Raw genomic sequence first — 20,260 nt, 5'->3', positions numbered from 1 at the left:
CGCCCGGCACAACTCCGTGGTCTGCCCCCGGCTAAACTTGGCTCCATGAGCCCCGCCTACCACAGCCTCCACGAATACACCCAACGCATGAACCGGGTGCTGGAGCATATCGACCAACACCTGGACCAGCCGCTGGAGCTGACCGAACTCGCGCAGGTCGCGCATTTTTCGCCCTTTCACTTTCACCGCCTGTTCACCGCCTGGGTCGGTGAAACCCTGGGCGACTACCTGCGCCGGCGCCGCCTGGCCTGTGCCGCCTATCAGCTGGCCAGCCATCCGGAATTGAGCATTCTGGAGGTGGCGCTGGAGGTCGGTTTCAGCTCCGGCGAAGCGTTCTCCCGGGCGTTCAAGCAGCATTTCTCGGTCACCCCGAGCACCTGGCGCAGCATCGAACCCAAACGCTGGCACCGCCGCCTCAGCGACGTCCGCGAACGGCGCCTACGGGAATTGAGCAATCCTGATCAGACGCACATCCCGGCCTTCGACGATCCTGACGCCTTCATTCACCTGAAGGAGCCTTTGATGAACGTCACCCTCAAGGAACTGCCACCGGTCCGCGTCGCCTACCTGCGTTATATCGGCCCCTACGGGCCGGGTATCGGCACCTTCTGGCGCGACACCGTCGCCCCCTGGATGGTCGAAAACGGCCTGTTGGGCCGTGTGCGCTACGGTATCGGCCACGACGATCCCTACGTCACCCCACCGGAAAAATGCCGCTACGACGCCTGCGTCGAAGTCCCCGACGACTTCAAGGCCAGCGCCCCCGCCGTCGTCACCACCCTGCTCGGCGGCCTCTACGCCGTCGCCCACTACCAGGGCAAAGGCCCCGACATCGCCGACGCCTGGACCGAACTGTGCCGCGACTGGCTGCCCAAGAGCGGCATGCAATTCGACGCCCGACCAGCGTTCGAGCGCTATCCGGTGGACGCGAAATACGACATGAAGGCGGGGGAACTGGAGTGTGAGATCTGTATTCCGGTGAAGGCGTTGTAAGCCGCGCTGGACTTGGGCGAAACGATACGGGGCGGCCTGTGCTGCCCCGTTTTTTTGTTCCTCAAGCATGTTCTAGAGGCCATTACCCACAGTCTTTTGCAGGAAGCCGTATTTGGGAAACGCACGGGGCGTTTTATTGGGTATTGGAGCTGCCCGCCAAGCCGACAGCTTCCTTCTGCGCTAATCAGAAAAGCCCTACAGCCTACAGTGCACTCACCTTATTCCTGCCAACCCCAGTGCGATTTACAGTCGATGGGTCTCCCAGATGGCGACCGGGTTTGGCGACCTGGTGAATGGTGTGCAAAAGATTTCTGATTACAGAAGCTTTTGCGCATGCAAAGCTGCCTTATGGCAGTTGTGCGCGGGAGGCCTTCGGGCCTGTCGGTTTTCCATTCCCGGCTCGCCAACCCGCGTACAGCTGCCACCTTTCGTTTGGCGACGTTTGAGTGATAGCTCTTTTCAACTGAATGGAGTTACACCTATGAATCGCTACATGCCCATTACCGGCCACGACTGCAATATTCCCTACCTGCTTATCGATACCCAGGCACCTATTGACGTACTGCACGATGCGGCTGCTTATCGCATACGCGCGGTAACCCAGCTGCTGGAAAGCTTTTCGGTAGCTGATGCCCCTCGTCATGAACCTGCTCTCCTTCAGGAACTGACACTGGTCTGTAGCATCGTGCTGCGTGACGGGTGTGATTTGATGGATGTGGCGGGGCGAAAACTGCAAGAAAGGCTCGCAATGTAAATAGTAATGGGCGGTATTAGGCCGCCCATTTTTTCAGCATGCTAGAGCTCTGAAACCAAACATCATTTGTATGCCAATGACATAGCGAAATAATCAAAGATCTTTTTCATTAGCAATAAAACACCAACCAACTTACTTGATCGCGCCTCTACAACAGCCCCAGACTTTCTTGCACCGGCTCTGACCGGGTCCCTGCCGCCCGCTTACTGGAGTCAACCCTGTAATTTTGGCCTGAAATCATCAATCGTCTTATTCCTTTCTTTCAATAGAGACGCAACGAAATCGGGGTTAAAAACCATCAGGAACTCAATAGCATCATAAATTTTCCAGCGATGTATTTCGGGACGATCAATTATGGCGACAAGGTGCTTTTCAACAAGAGGCACATACTCTGAGTAATTTTTACGCTTCGCGAAATCAAAAACATTGCCTATTTCAAACGGTTCACTACTCGCCAACGCTATGATTTTCGACAAGGGTGAGTAGACCTGGGTTCTCGCCACCTCTCCTTCCCCCTTGTCAGCCATATTGGCAAAATACATGGTCACGGCCATAAGTATCTGACGATAAGTATCATCGTATCCATACAACCTATGAGAATAGATGCCTTCGATAGTTTCGGGCCTTTCCACGCTCTTCTCCAAAGCAATCAGGCCTTCATGGATCCCCCAACTGGTCAATAACTTCGCAGCCAGGAAGCGCACCACATCATTATTGGCGTGAAGAAGCAAATCCATCACAGCATCCATTCTTCCCTGCGGAATATCCTCCGGGTCCAGCTCTCCGGCATCAGCAGCATAATCTGCATGCTCCGGAATACTGTTAAGCAGGTCGTCTGTTTTACGATCCATAATAAATACCTAAGAAATGCTGTCGAGCCACCATGCCATACAGCCTCGGCTACTTGGTTGACAATACACGGGCCCGCACTGGGTCACTCGTTTATGTTGTTGTGCAGGAGTTCATCAGTAACGCCAGTAGTAAGGCCACTACCACCTTCAGCCCCTTCGAGAAAAGCATCAGTCCCTTTCGTACCTGTCCTGCCATATTAAATTTCGTCAAGATGCCCATTGGGTCTTTTCGGGGAGACTCCCACTTCTCCAAAGACGAACCAGCTTCACAGCCGCTCTTTGCGACCATTTACCGCTAATATCCAATGAACACTCTTTTAACACACAGACAGTCTCATTTTCTTTATCCAACCGTATCACCCCAAACGCTGAATTACGGCCAAACGCATACTCAACATATTCATCAGTTTCTTCAATTTTGTCCATCTCTATATAAAACGCCATACATCAACACTTCTCTCAATCGCTCAGTGGACTTGGGTAGTGCAACTGTGCTTTGTCATGAGCCGTATCGTAGTCCGCCCGGAAGCCCCCTTCGAATCTAGATTCAAAACATTCATGCTTAAATAATTTTATGTCGTCACAAGTTGGATCAACACTAACGCTGTACCTCCGGTCAGACAAGCTGTGCTGATCATCACAGGCCTCAGCGCACTCCCCTTATTCCTACCAACCACAGCGTAGGAGCCCCTCAGGTCTGCCGTTTTTTGTTTCACCGGTTAGCCAACCTACACACCCCACGCCCCCAATTCACTTGGCGACGAATGAGTAGCGATACTCAGACAGGCGCAAGAATAGAAACCATGAATTGCTAGTGACCCCATCAGCCTATCCAAGAATAGGGTCCCACAGCACACGTTTAGCATATGCCCGGGCCTCATCCTCAGAATCGAAATCCATGACTTCACACTCGTCATTCAACAGCATTTCCTTCCAGGAAACCGATTCATCCTCAAAAGCCTCGAGCAACTCTCTTTCAACCTCTCCTCTCTTACCTGCGTTATCAACCGCTTCCTTATAAAGCTCAATCGCCACGGCTTCTGAAAAGCCAAAATCAGCAGAAAAAACCGTCATCAAAAAACAACTCAAATTTACATACTTCATAACACCACCTATGGTTTAGGCGCAGGAAAACATGCCCCCTCAATACGCCTAAAATTATCCACCTTTTCCAGAGCTTCAAAAGTATCTGCATTCTTGAAAAGGTTGCCTGAACCGTAGATAAATCAAGATCAACCCCAAGGTCTCCAGCAGTGCCCCTTACTACATTTTTGCCCAGGATCTCATGCGATTGCCTTTTGCAAAGCTTCGTTGTCTCGCACCGTTTGATCCACGAACACTAACAAATCATCGCTATGAAAAACTGACGAGAGTGGCGGGACAGAAGGCCCTACATTTGCATCCGGCTTAATCACCGATTCTGCACGATGAATCAGCTCTCCATCCGTAACGCTTCCTCCACATACCGATACTCCATGAACACTGCCGATTGATACCCAAGCACCTATCAACCTGCGGTACGACACAGCGGTCTATCGCATTCGTGCAGTGACTCATCTGCTGGAAAGTTTTGCAGAACCTAAAAATATTGGAATCGACCCTGTAGACCTTCAGGAGCTAACATTGGTCCACCACATTGTTGCGCGACGAATGTGACTTGATGGATGTGACAACACGACGACTGCAAGAGCAGGTAGGATTCTAAACAGAGGCTGGCGATTTGACAGTCGCTCGCTTGATTTCATAAGGAGAAACCATGCATACAACAGGTTCAGAAATACCCCTCTGCCAAATAAGAGCGGTTTACGACGCAACTACCATTCGCGTCTACCAGGCCTATTCAGACACCATTGCCAACTCCGCATTAGCCCATGGGACATTCGTTTCTCCACCGTTCAAGATGGAGCGTATGACATGGATCAAGCCATCTTTTCTATGGATGATGTATCGTGCAGGCTGGGGTTTTAAGGACGCGGGTCAGAAGCGCATCCTGGCCATCGACATCAGTAGAGAAGGCTTTGAATGGGCCTTGGCGAATGGATGCTTAAGCCATGCTGACGAGTCGATCAGCAAGGAAGAATGGCAGAAGCTAAAAAGCGAATCACCGGTACGAATTCAGTGGGACCCAGAAAGGGATCTTTACTTGCGACCACAGGAACACCGAGCGATTCAAATCGGCCTCAGCAAAAAGGCTGTTGAGCTGTACGTCAACCAGTGGATAAAACGAATTACTGATATCACCTCATTGGCACATTCGATATATGAACTAGTTCAGGAGGGTGATTTGGACAAAGCTTATAGTCAGATCCCACAGGAAAAAGAATATCAGCCATTACGCTCCTCATGACTTTTCCCGGACAACTAATCTTTACTCTAACCACAAAAAATCCAAATAAGCAGCCTTAGTCAACTGAAGCTGCTCTTATAGAACCCGAGACAGCTTACTCAACCTTATCAAAAACTCATACTTTAAAGAGCCTAAGTAACTCAGATCAATTTCAAACCAACCATACCCAAACAGAACCAGCCGAACTTCTCACTAAAATCAAATCCTGCTGACTTCCATAGCTTTAGCCAGTCTGTCCCAGCCGCGATAAAAACGCAAAAACACATCATCAAGCCCCAAGACAACTTAGGCTTACCAATGATTATTTTTAGGCAAAGTTTCCTCTCCCCCACTACGAACAGCTTCATCATAGGCAGCTTCAGCCGCCTGAAGCTTTTCTTGATAACAGCCAGGATGCTCTTGATTCAGCCTTTTCAATACTGACTTCAAGTTTGCATAATTTGCAAGCTCTCGACTATCCAAACGCAGCGCATCTTCGTAACACCTTAAAGCACCTTCAAAGTCACCAACCTTCACCAACAAAGCACCCAGTTCCACATAGGAGTCTACAAAGGAAGGGTCTGCATCGATTGCGGCCTGATAATATTTGAACGCATCAACTAAATTCCCTTCTCTTTCTCGCTGAACACCTGCCATATAAAAATACCGAGGCACCACATAGCCAGGTGACAGTGACATCACAGACTCATAAAACCTGATTGCCTCTACGAAGTCACGACGATAAAAACTTATATCCCCAGAACACTCAAGAAAAAGCAATTCAGAAAGCCCTTCAGAATTTCTTCTGAAAAACTCCTCCCCCTCTTCGAGCCTACCTGCAGAGAGATACCGCACCAAAACCTCTTTTACTTCACCACTACTAAAATCACTCATAACTACTTACCAACCGGTCTAACACTTTTAAGAATAGAGTTAAACAACTCCAATTGACTAGGTGGAACACCAATATTCCGGAGATTAGAAAGCGGATCAATACCCTCAAAATTGATTTTTATAGCATCGATTCCTTTCGATCCAGCTTGATTCACAGCAGATCGCATCAACAACTCATAGCCAGACCTGTCAAGAACAAACTCCAAGGTCGTTTCCTTCGTTCCCGAGACCCCATTATTTTGAAACTTTTCAACCTTTTCTATTGACTCAGAAAGGTACTTGCTGGAATTCGCGCCCGGGGCTGGAGGCTGCAGTTTACCAGCACTCAATGTCGCATCGGCCTCAACAACAGACATCTTACGGAATACAGAAATCGTATCTGTGACATTTTCCACAACCTCTTTCGATCCACCTGATCGAACAGAAGCCCACACAGCACCCACTGTCTGTATAGCATTATCTATCAGTTGCTGCGTGCCTTTCGCAATATCCCTCTCGACTTCATTTTTGAAGTCAAAGGGCACGCCAACCAACTGCTCTCCAACCCCATCAAGATGGAAGAACTGCTTTACGAAATCCGATAAGCCGTTCACTACGTCGGAAGGATAGTTAGCGACACCTTTGCCCAAGCCACCAAGCGCTGTGCTTTTCGCGCTATCCCAAATTTCGCTTTCTTTCTGGGCTTGGCTTTTGCTGGAGGCAGCGCTCAGCATCGCCTGTTGTTCAGCCGTAAACTGGCTCCAGGTATTTCCATACATACCTGGGTTTTCGTATGCCTCTTTGCTTCCAGGAGCGAACATCAGCATCAGGCGTCCGCTCTCATCGACGAAGACCCCGGCCTGACCTTTCAAAAAGTCAGCAGCCCGGACATCGACCATCGAATGATCAGTTGCAAAGCTCTTGTCGACATTCTGCTGAGCCTGGGCTAGAAGCCGAGCCTCCGCCTCCTGAACGGAAATACCCTGCTCTTTTGCAAATTCGACAGCCAGACCTTTGATCCTATTGATCTCTTGGGCGTGCAACTGCCGGTTATAAACATCCACCCCAGCCGCATTTTTCCCTCCAGCAATTGCACCTATTGCTCCGTTACTCGAGCCTGCTCCTGCGCCCAAACCTGTTGCAATCAACGTAGTCAGGGCATCCTGATCGGCCCCAACGATCCCACTTTTACCCAACGCATCAGCGATGGTTGGCATCAATGTGGCTGACGCCCCCGCCCCCAATGCGCCGCTTCCAGCATTACCACTAGACAATCCCATCGCCGCGCCAGCCAGGACATGCAGCAGTACACGGGCAGCACCACCCTCAGCCCAGGCAGCTCGCGTGGCGCTATCGGCAGCATTGCGCTTCTGTGCATCAGCGTAATCACCAATCTTTTTGAAGGTGTCATTGGCCGTGGTATTGGCAACGATGCCAACTGCAGTCGTGCCACCAACGCCTCCAAGGCCCGCCGCGATCAAGCCCGAGGCGATGTCGGCCATGATGCGTTTATCACCGCCAACGCTCCAACTAGCAGCATCCGCCAGGGCCGCGTTGGCCTCCGTCACCTGCTCAGGGGTTTTGGCTTTGCTTAGTAACTCTTTGGCAGAATCAGCCTTGGCTTTAGCCACCAAGTTGATAGAGGTACTCGCTAGCTGCGCGGAACTCTGGATCAGGTCCATGCGCTCCTGCATCTTCTTCTCGTCCGGCCGGTCAAGATGCTGATTCGCATTACTGGTGTCGCGATTCAGCCCTACCAGATCCTGCGAGCCCGCTGGATCACGGATCGTGATCGTCCCCTCGCTGACAGCACTGCGGGTGCTGCTGTGATCGGACTCCTTGAGCGCCAGCGGCAGCGTGCCGCCCATGTCGGAATGCGCCCATTTTCTTTCACTGTCCGGCGTCTGCGGTCCGCCCGGCTTGTCCCACTTGGTACTGGTGTAAGAAGCACTCAGACTGGCCGATTGGCTTTTGATCTCACTGGTGTTCTTGATGTCGCTGACGATCAAGCGACCTGTATCGAGATGGTTCTTGTCGGCACTGGCTTCACTGGCAATCACTCCGCCTTGCAGTTGGGTGTTGGCCCCGACATAAATGTCGTATCCCCCTTTACCTGCATAGAGTCCGGTCTGGTCAGTCACCGCCTGGTAATCGCTGTTCATCTTGCTGCCAGCAATATTGCCGCTGGCGGTCACCATGGACCCGTAGCAGAACGGCGGCACACAGATACTGGCTCCGAAACCTCCACTCGTCTGTCGGTTTTTCTGATCAGCTTCGTCCTGCCGGGAGACGATATTGAGATTGCCTCCCACATCCGCCTTGATGGTATCGGCCCGTACCTGGGCGCCGGCCAAGGTGGTGTCCTGACCACTTTTCAGCATGAGCAAGCCGGTACCCACGGTGCTGTTGACCTGGGTAACCGAGTGCCCCTTACCCATGCCTTTGGCCATCTGTGCACCAAGATCCAGAGTGAAGCCGTTCTGATCACCAATATTGAAACTGGCGCCGATACTGGTCTTGCTGTTGCGGTTCTGGTTATCCCATTGCGCACGGTCCTGCGCGCTTTCCAGAGTGATGTCGTTTTTCGCCATCAACAGCGTATCTTTTGCCTTGAGGCTACTACCCACGACATGAATATCGCCCCGGGTACCCGGCGCGTCCCCTACCGCCGAAATGACCAGACCCGCACCGCTGGTCAAGCTCGATTGCTTGGCCGTTTCACTCCTGTACTCGCTGGTACTTTTACTCCGGGTCGAACCCAACTCGGTCCCAATCTTGATAAGCGAACCACTGCTGTTAGCCGGCTTGCCTTCGGACTGATTCGCCGCATCAGCGCTGAAGCTGTCTGCCGCGTTGTACGCAGAGAGCAGTGCCTGCGCCCCCTTGACCGCTTTCAAACGACTATCATCTGCATCCCTGGCCGCACGTACATCATTGCGAATGCTCTTGTACGTATCGACCACCATGCCACCGACTACCCGGCCCACTGCAAGACTCTTCGAGCTGTCGGTACTGCTTTGTGTGGCCGTTTCAGTGCCAGCGGCAATCGTCACGTCAGCACCGGTCAGGTACATGTTCTTGGTACTAACCAAATCACTGGCCACCACCTTCAACCCACGTCCGGCCTCCAGCCTCACGTTGCCTTCGCTCGAACCCACCGTACTGCCGGTCAAGGTGGTTTGCGCCGCCTTGCCCGTGTGATTACTGCTGCTGATCGACAGGTGCTGGTTACCGGTGATGTCGTCCACGCCCAGATTGTTGGCGGTGAGTACGCCCATCAGGTCGCGGTTTTTCTGCTTGTGCAGCTCGCTACGGGTGAAGGTGTTTTCAGCCGCATCGATGGTCAGGTCATTGCCGGCCTGAACGCTCAGGTCTTTGGTGCTGACCAGCGCGGAACCGGTGACGATGGCATCGTGCTTGGCAACCACGTCCACGGTGTTGCCGGAAATGATGCTGCCGACCGCCTTGGTCTGGGTTTCCGCCAGTTTGTCCTGGACCTTGCTGGCCTTCAGGCCGCCCCAGCTGCTTTTGCTTTTACTGCTCTCGTGGCGCGCACTGTTGGAGTCGCTGACGGCCAGGATTTGCACGTCATTACCCGCCGTCAGCCGGGCAGCGCCTTTGTCTGCCGCGACTTCGCTGCCTTTGACCAACAAGTCGTTGCCTGCGATCAACACGCTGTTATTACCCGAGGTGACAGAACTGGCGATGTTGGTGGTGCTAGCCACCTCATCAAGCCGACTCTTCTTGCCCGACGAACTCTTCTTGGTCTTGCTGTAGAAGCTGTAGTTGCTGTCCTCCGCGGACTCCAGCGCCAGGTTGCCACCGGCCACCAGATACGCCTCGTCTCCGGCACTCACCCGACTGGCAATCAGTTCCAGATCCTTGCCGGCACTGAGGGCCACACTGCCACCTGCGGTCACCGCCGTGGCAACCTGGCTGACCTTGTCCGACTGGCCCTTGTACTTCTTCGAGCTGGAGTACGAGTGTTGTTCGTCCGCTGCCGAGGCCAGGGTCAGGTTGCCGGTGGCGGCCAGGGCGAGGTTGCGTTTGGCGTCGATCTGGCTGGCGATGGCCGACAGGTCGCGGCCGCTGTTGATCGTCAGGTCGCGGCCGCTGGTGAGCACCGAGCCGTGCTGGCTGGTGCTGGTGTGCAGGGAGTTGGTCCGGGTCTCGTTGTCCTGCTGTTCGACAGCGGAGAGGTTGGCGTCCCGGCCGGCGTTGATGGTGGTGTCACGCGCCGCTTGCAGCACGCCAGCGGCGTTATTGAAATCGCGACCGGCCTTGAGCGTCAGGTCATTGGCGGCTTCGATACGCGCGGCGCTGTCGAGGAAGTCACGCCGTTGTTGCAGATCGCCGCCGCTGTTCTGGTGGCTGGTGACCGTGCGTTCGTTGACCAGGTCGCCGTTGAGGGCGGTCAGGCTCACATCGCGGCCGGCGATGATGCCGCCCGCCTTGTTCACCAGGTTGTTGCCCGCCAGCAGGTCCAGGCGATTGCCGGCTTCGATCAGCCCGCTGTTGACCAGGTCGTTGCCCGCCTTGGCCGAGAGGTTGTTGGTCGCGCGCAGGGTGCCGGCGTTGAGCAGATCCTTGCCGGCGATCAGGCTCAGGTCCTGCCCGGCAATCAGCGCACCGTTGGCGGCCAGGCGGTTGTTGGCGTGGGCCATGTACAGCACCGGCACCAGCACGTTCTCGCCATTTACCGGGTGCGATTCGAGCCAGACGATGTCGTGGGTCAAGGCCGCGACCTGCTCGGAGGTCAGCGAGGTGCCGATCGCCAGGTTGAGCTGCTGCTTGCTCTGCAGCGCGTTATCCATCAGGTACTTGAACAGTTTCTCGTCGGAGTCCTGGCCATCGATGAAACGTTGGCCGGTGCGGGCGACCACCGCCTGCTGGATCAGCCGTTGTTCGTAGAAACCGTCGCCCAGGCGTTTCCAGCTGTTGTCGGGGTTGTAACCCAGGTTCGACAGCAGGTAGTCCGAGCTCATGAACTGTTTCAGGTTGGTCAGCGCCGGGTTGGTTTCAACCAGGTATTTGTGCGCTTGAGGGGGATTGTCGAGCATCGGGATGCCCTGGACCCGCACAATGCTGCCTTGCACCTGTTGCGCCGGGGTACGGCTGTATACCGGCCCTTGAGTAGCCGTTCCACTGTCCGTCGGGGTCGTGACGCTAATTGTCGGCAGACTGGCATCGACACCAGGCTGCACCGCGCCAACCTGCGCCAGCTTGCGCTCAGTCGCGGCCACCGGGGCCAGCGAATCGACCTGGAGCGCCCGCGCCTGACTCTGGGCCAGGTTCTGCTCGCGCTCGGCGAATCTCAGGCTGATGCTGCCCATGCTCCAGTCCATCGGCGCCGGGTTGCGCTGGGTCGCCGCGGTGTCGCCGGCTCCTTCGCTGCTCAGGCGGAACAGGCCGTGTTGCCCGACCGGCAACGTGAAGCCTGGCAGGGCCAAGGGGTTGACCTGCTGCTTGGCCAGATCCGGCGGCAATTGCGAGTTGATATAGATCGGCGTCGAATACTGACTGCCCGTCGAAGTGTCGCCGGTCTTCTTGCCGCCGCCGACATAGGCGTAGTAACCACGCACCACGCCGTTGTCGATCTTCTCCGAAGCGTTGAGCTGGACGCTGGCGCCGGACTGGATGATGGCGTCGAAGCGCTTGCCGTCGCTACTTGCCAGAGCCTTGGTACCACCACCCGCCAGTTTTCGAGTACCGGTCATCAGGGCATTGAACCGCGCCAGGTCGGCTTCGAAAGTAGCAGACGGCTTGGTGCCATTTCGGGCATTGAAGGCAGCCACCGCAGCGACCGCACCTTGGTACTCATCCACATGGTTGTATTTGATGGTGGTGGTTTCAATGTCCTGGGGCACCACCCCCTGGTTCTTGATGCTGACGGCGTTGATCGCCAGGTTGCCGGAGGAGGCGATAAAACTGCTTTCGTTGCTCAGCTCCTGGGCACCGATGTCCAGCTGCCCGCCGCTGGAGATACTGGAGGCCGCCGTACTGGCGGTCACCTGCAGGCGATCACGCTCGGTGAGCTGCCAGACCGCATTACGCCGATTGCCATGCTTCTTGACATGGCATACCCCAAAGGGGCCGCACGGCAACTCAGTGATTGCGGCGTAGTACTTCTCGTGTTCCGAGTAGGTGAGGATGTCCATGACGTTCTTCACCGTCATGGCGCGAATGGTCATGTCACCCAGGCTTTCGATGGTGCCGGAGCGGTTTTCCAGCAGGCTCGACTGGGCCTGCCCGGCATTGGCGGCCACCAGCAGGCTGCCCATGCTGAAAACGTCGGCATAGCGATTGCTGAAGGTGTTGCCCAGCAACTGCATGTCGCCGCCGCTGAAGATCGAGCTGTGCTCGGCATCGCTGACACCGGCATTGAGCAGCGTCCCGGCATTGAGGGTCAGCGCCCCGGCGCTGCCGAGCGAACCATAGTTATTGATAGTCCCGGCATTGACCGTCAGCCCCTGGGCGGAGCTCAAGCGTCCGCGATTGGTGAGCACTCCGCCGACATTGATCCGCGTGTTGCCGCCCCCGGCGATAGTCGCGGCGCCTGGCAGGTCGAGCTGGGCGGCGCCGAAGTTCATGTCGCCCAGGCTGGTCAGTCGCCCATTGCCACCGTAGGCGCCGGACAGTTGCAGGCTCAGGCTGCCGTCACTGGCGATCAGGCCATCGTTGTTCCAGTTGCCGCCACCGCCCTCAAAGCTGTCGGAGGCCAGCAGCTGGCCGCCGGCACTCTGGTAGAAGTTGTTGACGTTGACCTTCAGGCGTCCAGCCTGGATCACGCTGGTGTTGCTCCACGAGTCGGCATTGAGGGTCAGCCCCCCTTGGGTGACCAGGGTGCCGCCCGCCCCGCTGACGTTGGCCATCGAGATATCGAATTGCCCCTTGCCGGAGTGCAGCAGGGTGCCGCCGGCATTCTGCAAGCTCGTCGCGCCGAGGCCCAGGTCGGTACTGGCCACTTCGATGCGGCCGTTACGGTTGTCCAGCAAACCGCCGATCTGGAACAGGCTCTTACCGCCGCTCCCGGCGGCCCGTAGCTGACCCTGAGCGTTGTCGATACTGGCCGCGCGGATGAGCAGCGAGGTGTCGCTCTCGATAACCCCCAGGCGGTTGTTCAATGCACCGCTCAAGCCGAGATCGATGCCTTGACCGGCAACCTGCCCGCCCTTGTCGCCGCCGTTGTCGAACGTAGTCGCGGTGACGCCAAGCTGGCCGCTGGCATAAAGCCCGCCATTGCGGTTGTCGAAGCCGGCGGCGTTGACGATGACATCGCCCTGGCGCGCGGCAATGCGCCCCCCGTTGTTGTTCAGCCCGGCCAAGGCACGCAGATTCAAGCGCTGGGCTTCGATCACGCCACGCTGGCGCTGGTCATTCAGGTCATAACCGTTGAGCAGCACGCCACTGATATGGGTTTCAAGCGCGCCCTTGAGGCTCGACAGCACCCCGCCACGGTTGTCGAGGTTGACCGCGGTAATGCTGACCGCGCCGTCCTGACCGATGACCTTGCCGCCCTGGTTGTTGAAATCGCCGCTGATATTCAGCGTCAGGCCGTTCTGGCTTTGCACCGCGGCCTTGCTGTTGTCGAGACTGGCAGCCTTCAGCTCAAGGCCCGCATCACGGCTGTAAATCAAACCGCCCTGGGCATTCTGGACAGCTCCCGCGACAGTCAGGGTGGCTTGCCGGTTGGCCGCCACGGTGCCGTGGTCTCGGTTGTCCAGGCTGTCGGCGTTGAAGGTCAACAGATCCTGGCCGATCAGTTTGCCGCCGCGGTTATCGACGTGGGCCGCGCGCTTGAGCAGCAAGGCCTCGTCACTGCTGAGGGTACCCAGGACGTTGTCCAGGCTGGCCGCCACGTCCAGAGTCAGGGCACCTTTGGTCGCCAGGCTGCCGCTACTGTTGTCCAGGCTGCCGGCGCGCAGATCGACCGATTGCAACGCACTGAGGTTGCCGGCCTGGTTATTCAAGGTTGCCGCCTTGAGATCAAGGGTGGCACCGCTGTCGAGCAGACCGCCGCCCGCGTTATTCAGCAGCCCGGCGACCGTGAGCGTCTGGCCGCCGACACTGGAAACCACCCCTTCGCCGCTGTTGTCCAGGCTCGCAGCGCTCAGCTTGAGCGTGCCATTGCTGGCCAGGGCGCCGGCGCCGCTGTTCAGCAGGGCGCCGCTGACGTCAACGGCCAGGTTGCCCTCCTTGCTGGAGAGCGTCCCGTGGTTGCGGTTGTCCAGGCTCCCCGCCTCGACGGTCAGGCCCTTGATCCCCGACACCAGGCCCTTTTCATTCAGCAACTGGCCGGACACGACCCCCAGCGCCGCCTCACTGATCAACTTGCCTTGGGTGTTATCCAGGGTGCGGCCCGTCAGCGTGAAGCCTTGGCGACTGGACAGAGTCCCCTGCTGGTTCTTCAGGTCCTGCAGTTGCTTGATGCTCAACAAGCCTTTGGCATTCAGTCGGCCGAGGCTGTTGTCGAGATCGCCATTGGCCAGGTCCAGGGTCACCGCGCCGTCGCCCAACAGGCGACCGCCACGCTGCGTCAGCCCCGTGACCTTGAGGTTCATGTCGGCCTTGGCCGACACCTCGCCGGCATCGCTTGAGTCCAACTGGTGCGCGGTCAGCTCCAGCGCGCCTTTACTGTTGATCAGCCCGCTGTCCGTGTTGTTCAGCGCCTTGGCCGACAGGTTCAGCCAGTCACCTGCCAGCACGGAACCGTGGCGGTTGTTCAAGTCACCGCTGGCGATGCTCAAGCCGTTAATAGCGTCGATCAGCCCCTGGTCCTGGTTGGTCAGTGGCCCCTGTACCGTCAGTTTCAACCCCGAACGGCTGGTCAATTCGCCGGCACTGTTATCCAGGCTGGCGGCCTGTACTTCCAGCGCCGCGGCACCGATCTTGCCCTTGATGGAGCTGAGCGCCTGTTCGACCCGCAAGGTCAATGCCTGGTTGCCGAGCAACTTGCCTTCGTCGTTGTTCAGGCTCTTGGCGTTGAGTTCGTAGGTCACGTCGCTGGAGATTTCGCCGTTGCGGTTGTCGAGGTCACTGAGGTTTTTCAGCAGCAGCGCACCCGGCGCGTGAATGAAACCGTCCCGATTGTTCAGCCAGCCATGGTTCAGGTCCAGGCTCAGGCTGGTATTGCTGAACAGACTGCCGCCCTGCTGTTCAAGGCTGCTGACCTTCGCGGTGAGTGCCTTGTCACTGCCGATGCGCCCGGCCGCGTTGGTCAGTTTTGCCGCCGTCAGGTCCAGGGTGTCGCCACTGTCGAGGCTGCCGGCCTGGCTGTTATCGAAGTCGCCGGTGGTGACCTGTACCGCGCCCTTGCCGCTGATCACGCCTTTGTGGCTGTTGTCCAGGCTGGCGCTGCGCAACTGCACGCCGCCCTCGCTCACCAGCTTGCCGCCCACGTTGCTCAAGGCGCCACGAGCGCCGAGGTCCAGCGCAGCAGCGCTCATGAGACGACCGTCGCTGTTGTCCAGGGTTGCCGCGGCCACATCAAGGGTGCTTTGGCTATCGATCAACCCTTGGTTGTTTTGCAGGTCGCCCTTGAGTGTGAGGTCCAGGCCTTGCTGGCTTTTGATTTTCCCACTGCGGTTATCGATACGCCCGCCCGTGATCGTCAGGTCGGCCAGCGCATTGATCAAGCCAGCGGTCTGGTTGATCACCTCATCGACCTTGAGCGTCAGCGTGTCATGGGCCTCGACCAGACCCTGGTCGCTGTTATCCAGCTGCTTGCCTGTCAGGCTCAGGCCGGCCAGGGTAGAAAGCTCGCCGCTTCGGTTATCGAGCGTATCGACCTTGAGTTTCAGCGCTTTTGTAGCCCCCACCAGACCGCCTTGACGGTTATCCAGGCTCGCCCCCGCCAGGTCCAGCACGCCAGTGGCGATCAACTTGCCGCCCTGGTTGTCCAGGGTGCCGATCCGGGCGGTCACATCCTGTTTGCCGGAGATATCGGCGGCGCGGTTGTCCAGGCTGGCGGCGGTGAGCAGCAACGCGCCGTCGGCAACAACGGTGCCGCGCTGGTTAGCGAAAACCGTATCGACCTTCAGGTCCAGGTCGCCGGTCGTGCCGAGCACGCCATCAGTGTTGTCCAGGCTGGCGCTGTGGCTGTCGAGGGAACTGGCGCTGACCAGGCCTTTCACGTTACTCAGGGCCTCGGCGATGCGCAGGGTCAGCCCCTGGTCACTGATCAGCTTGGCGCCGTTGTTGTCCAGGCTTTGCGCTTCCAGGCTGAATGCCCGGGCGCTGGAAATCTCACCCTTTCGGTTGTCGACGCCCTTCAGGTTCTTCAGCAGCAGGGCTCCCGGCGCATGGATGTAGCCGCCCAGGTTATTGAGCTGTCCGTTGTTCAGGTCCAGGCTCAGGGCGGCTTCGCTGAACAGCTCCCCGTGTTGCTGATCGAGCCCGGTCACGCTGGCCGTGAGGTCCTGGGCGCTGCTGATGCTGCCACCGGCGTTATTGACCTGGGTGGCGATCAGGCCAAGGCTGCTTTCACTGCGCAGGCTTCCACCCTGGCTGTTGTTGAAGGTCGTCGCGGTGATTTGCGTGGCGTGCTTGCCGGACAGCAGGCCCTTCTGGCTGTTATCGAGAGGGCCGCTGGCGACAGTCAGGCCCTTCTCGGACTTGATGGAGCCACCCTGATTGAGCAGTTCGCCACGGCTGGTGATCGACAGGTCTTCCACGCTCTCAATACGGCCGGCGGTGTTCGTCAGTTTGCTGGTGCCCAGGGTCAGGGGGCGGTCGCTGCGGACCAGCCCGCGGGTGTTGTCGAGCCCACCGGCCAGGGTGATCTCCAGTCCGTTGTGGCTGTCGATCTCGCCATCGGTGTTATCCAGGCTCTGGCTGTTCAGCGTCGTGGTGCCCTTGCCCTGGATCAACCCCTTGCTCTGATTGATAAGACGGCCAACCTTCAGCTCCAGATCGCTACCGGCCAGGACTCTGCCGCCGTCACTGTTGTCGAGCTGCTGGCCGTCAACTTCAGTGGTGATTCCGCTGGACAGTTTTCCGGCGCGGTTGTCGATGCCCTGAACCTCGAGTTTCAGCGCTTTTGTCGCCGCAACCAGGCTGTTGTCACGGTTGTCGAGAACACTGCCGATCAGCGTCAGGTTGCCTTGCGCCACCAGGGTGCCGCCCTGTTGTTGGAAGGTGTCGACGGTCGCATGTACATCGCCTTGGCTGGCGATCCGCCCCAGGGCGTTTTGCACGTTCTGAGCCTTGAGCGTCACTGGGCCGACGGCGCTGAGCAAGCCGCCGCGGTTGTCCAGGCGGGTACCGGTCAGGCCGATCCCAGCCTGGCTGGTGATCACGCCTTTGTCGCGATTGTCGAGCTGGCGCACATCGAGCTGCAGGTGCTTGTCAGCACGTACCTTACCCCCACGGTTGTCCAGCGAAGCCGTGTTCAGGGTCAGGCGATCCTTGCCGGTCAGGCTGCCGCCACGGTTGTCGAGACTACCAGCCTGCAGGTCCACCACCCCCTTGGCACCCAGGTCTCCTGCGCTCTGGTTATCGAACAGGCCCACGATCCGCGTGGTCAGGCTGCCATCGCTGGCCAGGCTGCCTGCATGGCTGTTATCCAGGCTGGCGGCGCTGATGCTCACACGCTTGGCGGAACCCAGGACACCGCCCTGGTTGTTCAGGGCGCCGATCAAGCCGATGTTCAACGCCACGTCACCGGTGACCTGACCGCCGCTGTTGTCCAGGCTGTTGGCCGTCAGGGTGGTGATACCGGCGCTGGAGACTTCGCCATCGTGGTTATTCAGATGGCCCAATGTGGCGCTGAGGTTGCCGTCGCCGCTGATCAGGCCCCGGCCGTTGAGCACCTGACCGGCCGTGAGTTCGAGACTACCGCCACTCAGCACCCGCCCCTTGTTCTGGTTATCCAGGGTGCCCGCGCGGACGTTCGCGTTTTGTTTCGCGCTCAGGGTACCGCCCTGATTGTTCAGGGCTTGTGCCGTGGTCACCGTCAGATTGCGACTGGCGACCAGGCTGTTGCCATTGTTATTGAGGGTCTGCGCATTGACGGTGAGATCACCGCCAGCATTGCGGCTGTTATCGGCATTGACCCCGGCTTCGATGATGCCGTTGTTGCTCAGTTGCCCACCGGCGCTGAGGCTGATGCTGTCGCGGGCGGTCAGGTTTTGCCGGTTATTCAGGTCGCCCTGGGTTTGCACAGTGAGTGCGCTACCGGCATGGACCGATCCTTGGGCATCCAGACTCGCCGCCTTGACCTTGACCGCGCCATTGGCCGCCGAGGCGTCGACCATGCGCAGTTGGCCATTAGCATCGAGCTGGATATCGCCGCCGCTGGCGATCAGTTTGCCGTCGAGTTTTACCCCGACCCCGGCTTCGGTGCCCACCAGCCTGATCGCCCCGGCATACATCCCGCCCAGGGCCGAAGAGTCGATCGCCAGTTCCGGCTTGGTGCTGCCGTCGTCGGCGCGCGCCGTGGCGTTCAGGGTCCGGGCGTCGACGTCGTTGCGGCCGGTGACGATGGTCAGGTTTTTCGCCTGGATCTCGGCGTTGATCCTGGCGCTGCGGGTGATGATCTCGAAGCGGTCGACGTTGCTGGCGTTGAGCGTCGCGCCGTCGATGGTCACCTGCCCCTGATCGACCTGATAGCGCGTGAGCTGGCCGTTTTCGATCACCGGTTTGCCGGTGGTCAGGGTTGCTTTCGGGGTGTTGATGAAGCCGCAGCCGTTGCAGCTGATGCCATAGGGGTTGGCGACGATCACATGGGCCGACTGCCCCGCCACTTCGGTGTAGCCGCGCAGCTGGCTCGGGCTGCCGCCGTTGACTTCGTTGAGGATGGTTTGCGCCGCGACGCCCTTGAGGTTCGGGTTGCCGACGATGATCCCGCCCAGTTGGGTGCTCTGCGTGCGGTCGGTGGCGTTGCTGAGGATCAGCCCCTGCTGGCCGACGTTGTAGTCGTGGAACTGGTTATGCGACAGGCCGCTGCCATTGGGCGTGGCGATATTGACGATGGGTACGCCATTGCCCGCCTGGCCCAGGCTGGTGCCCGGCGCGCTGACCACGATGCCTTCCGCCTGGGCCCACAGCGGTTGCCAGAACATGGCGTTGGCCAGGATGAACGCCAGGCCACGCTTGGGCAGGCCGCAGAAGTGCTCGCGGGTTTTCAGGGCAGCAGAAGGCTGGCGGGCCAGGAAAGCGAATTGGCGAACATCCATGTCGAAGGTCTCGAAAAAACGCGAATCAGAGGAAGAAGTCCAGGCGGAAGTAGATCGGCGCTTCGCGCTCGCTCAGGACATCCGGGCGTTCAAGGGAATGGGCGAAGGTCACGCTGGTCGCCAGGTGCCGGCCGCGGGCGAACAGCTCCAGGGAGTTGCTCGACAGGCGCCCGTGCTGCTCGCCGTTGTAGCGGTCGCCACGGATGACGCCCTGGTCGTAGCCCAGGCTGCTGCCGTACTCAGTGAACAGTGGCTGTAGCCAGGCCCAGGTCACCGGACGGCTCCAGCGCAGGTCGTTGCGCCAGTAACCGCCGCTGTCGCCGGACAGCGACTGGTCCTTGTACCCGCGAATCGACGACTGCCCGCCCAGGCTGGTGCGCTGCGGGCTGAACAGCACGTCTTCGCTGCGCTGGCCGGTCATCAGGCTGCTGAAGCTGAACGACTCGCCCCACAGCTTGAACGGCTGCAGGTAACTGAGGGTGGCGGTGTATTTGCGGTAGCGCGCATTCGGCTCGCCGGGTCCCGGGTGGCCATTGTCCTGGGCGTCGAAGGCGCCAATGCCGTGCTGCATGCCCAGGTCGAGGTTGACGAAGGCACCGCCGATGCGCCGGCCATGGTTGATGCCGAACTGGGCTTCGCTGAGGCGATTGCTGCTCAAGGCCAGCTTGCTGTCTTCGATGAAGTTGTTGGTGCGCAGGTAGGCCAGGCCGGCATTCAGCGAGGTCTTGCTCACCGCGTCACGCAGGATCACCCGCTCGGCGCGCAGCTGGTGGTTCTGGCTGTCGCCGGTCTGCTTGAAGCTGAAACCATTGGCCTGGGCCTGGGAGCGGTACTCACTCTGGCTGTAGGTGTAACTGAAGTTCCACCAGCCCCAGGGCAGGTTGTAATAGAGCATGGCGTTGTTGGAGCTGTGCTGGTGGTCGCTCATGGCATCGTGGCCACCGCGCAACATCAGCTGGTCGGCCAGCCCCAACGGGCTGTCCCAGTCGAAGGTGGTGCCCCACTGCTGCTCGCCGGTGCTGCGCTGGCCGTCGTTGCTGCGCGACAGGCCGGCGCGCCAAGGCTTCTGCGGGGTGTTCTTGACCAGCACCTCGCTGCCACCAACCTCCTTGCCGGGGGCCAGTTCCATCTGCGCCTGGTTCGACGGCAGGCGGTTGAGCTGGTCCACCAGTTGTTCGATTTCCCGCAGGTTGACCCGCTCACCGACCTGGCCGGGAAAGGCCATGGCCAGCTCGCGCTCGGACAGCTGGCTGTCGGCCGCGCCCTTCAAGCCTTCGAGCCGGCCCTC

Annotated in this window: 9 protein-coding genes and 1 pseudogene; 4 read left to right on the top strand and 6 right to left on the bottom strand. The window is 58.4% G+C overall.

Annotation, left to right across the window (positions count from 1 at the left end; translation table 11 throughout):
• Positions 1-45 precede the first annotated feature (45 nt).
• Both AC07VU_RS21815 and AC07VU_RS21810 read left to right on the top strand, forming a co-directional pair.
• The gene (locus tag AC07VU_RS21815) at positions 46-993 is read left to right on the top strand and encodes an AraC family transcriptional regulator (RefSeq protein ID WP_495030472.1); all 948 of its coding nucleotides are present in this window, start codon (positions 46-48) and stop codon (positions 991-993) included.
• Between the two features lie 481 nt (positions 994-1,474).
• A complete protein-coding gene (locus tag AC07VU_RS21810) occupies positions 1,475-1,747 on the top strand; it encodes a hypothetical protein (RefSeq protein WP_495030471.1) in 273 nt (90 codons plus the stop codon).
• A 212-nt stretch (positions 1,748-1,959) separates the two neighbouring features.
• Here the strand turns inward: AC07VU_RS21810 and AC07VU_RS21805 are convergent, their stop codons facing one another.
• The 3 genes from AC07VU_RS21805 to AC07VU_RS21795 form a co-directional block, all read right to left on the bottom strand.
• Positions 1,960-2,598 carry a hypothetical protein gene (locus tag AC07VU_RS21805; RefSeq protein WP_495030470.1) on the bottom strand — a complete coding sequence of 213 codons (639 nt, stop codon included), beginning with the start codon at positions 2,596-2,598 and terminating at the stop codon, positions 1,960-1,962.
• Between the two features lie 207 nt (positions 2,599-2,805).
• Positions 2,806-3,042 carry a hypothetical protein gene (locus tag AC07VU_RS21800; protein ID WP_495030469.1) on the bottom strand — a complete coding sequence of 79 codons (237 nt, stop codon included), beginning with the start codon at positions 3,040-3,042 and terminating at the stop codon, positions 2,806-2,808.
• 384 nt (positions 3,043-3,426) lie between these two features.
• A complete protein-coding gene (locus AC07VU_RS21795; protein ID WP_495030468.1) occupies positions 3,427-3,702 on the bottom strand; it encodes a hypothetical protein in 276 nt (91 codons plus the stop codon).
• A gap of 378 nt (positions 3,703-4,080) precedes the next feature.
• Between AC07VU_RS21795 and AC07VU_RS21790 the strand changes: the two are divergent.
• Together AC07VU_RS21790 and AC07VU_RS21785 are read left to right on the top strand one after the other, a co-directional pair.
• Positions 4,081-4,303 (top strand): annotated as a pseudogene (locus AC07VU_RS21790) (hypothetical protein).
• 51 nt (positions 4,304-4,354) lie between these two features.
• Positions 4,355-4,945, top strand: coding sequence for a DUF4291 domain-containing protein (locus AC07VU_RS21785; RefSeq protein WP_495030467.1), 591 nt, complete (start codon positions 4,355-4,357; stop codon positions 4,943-4,945).
• Positions 4,946-5,236: 291 nt separating this feature from the next.
• Here AC07VU_RS21785 and AC07VU_RS21780 read toward each other — a convergent pair whose 3' ends face one another.
• The 3 genes from AC07VU_RS21780 to AC07VU_RS21770 all read right to left on the bottom strand — a co-directional run.
• Positions 5,237-5,818, bottom strand: a complete 582-nt coding sequence (locus tag AC07VU_RS21780; RefSeq protein ID WP_495030466.1) for a tetratricopeptide repeat protein — start codon at positions 5,816-5,818, stop codon at positions 5,237-5,239.
• A 2-nt stretch (positions 5,819-5,820) separates the two neighbouring features.
• A complete protein-coding gene (locus AC07VU_RS21775; protein WP_495030465.1) occupies positions 5,821-18,972 on the bottom strand; it encodes a two-partner secretion domain-containing protein in 13,152 nt (4,383 codons plus the stop codon).
• Between the two features lie 25 nt (positions 18,973-18,997).
• On the bottom strand, positions 18,998-20,260 hold a 1,263-nt coding region (locus AC07VU_RS21770), incomplete at its 5' end, for a ShlB/FhaC/HecB family hemolysin secretion/activation protein (protein WP_495030464.1).

The organism is Pseudomonas sp. GW821-FHT02B10, from assembly GCF_059421865.1.
The sequence above is the reverse complement of the archived record's forward strand: the minus strand, read 5'-3'. Positions and strand labels throughout refer to the sequence as shown.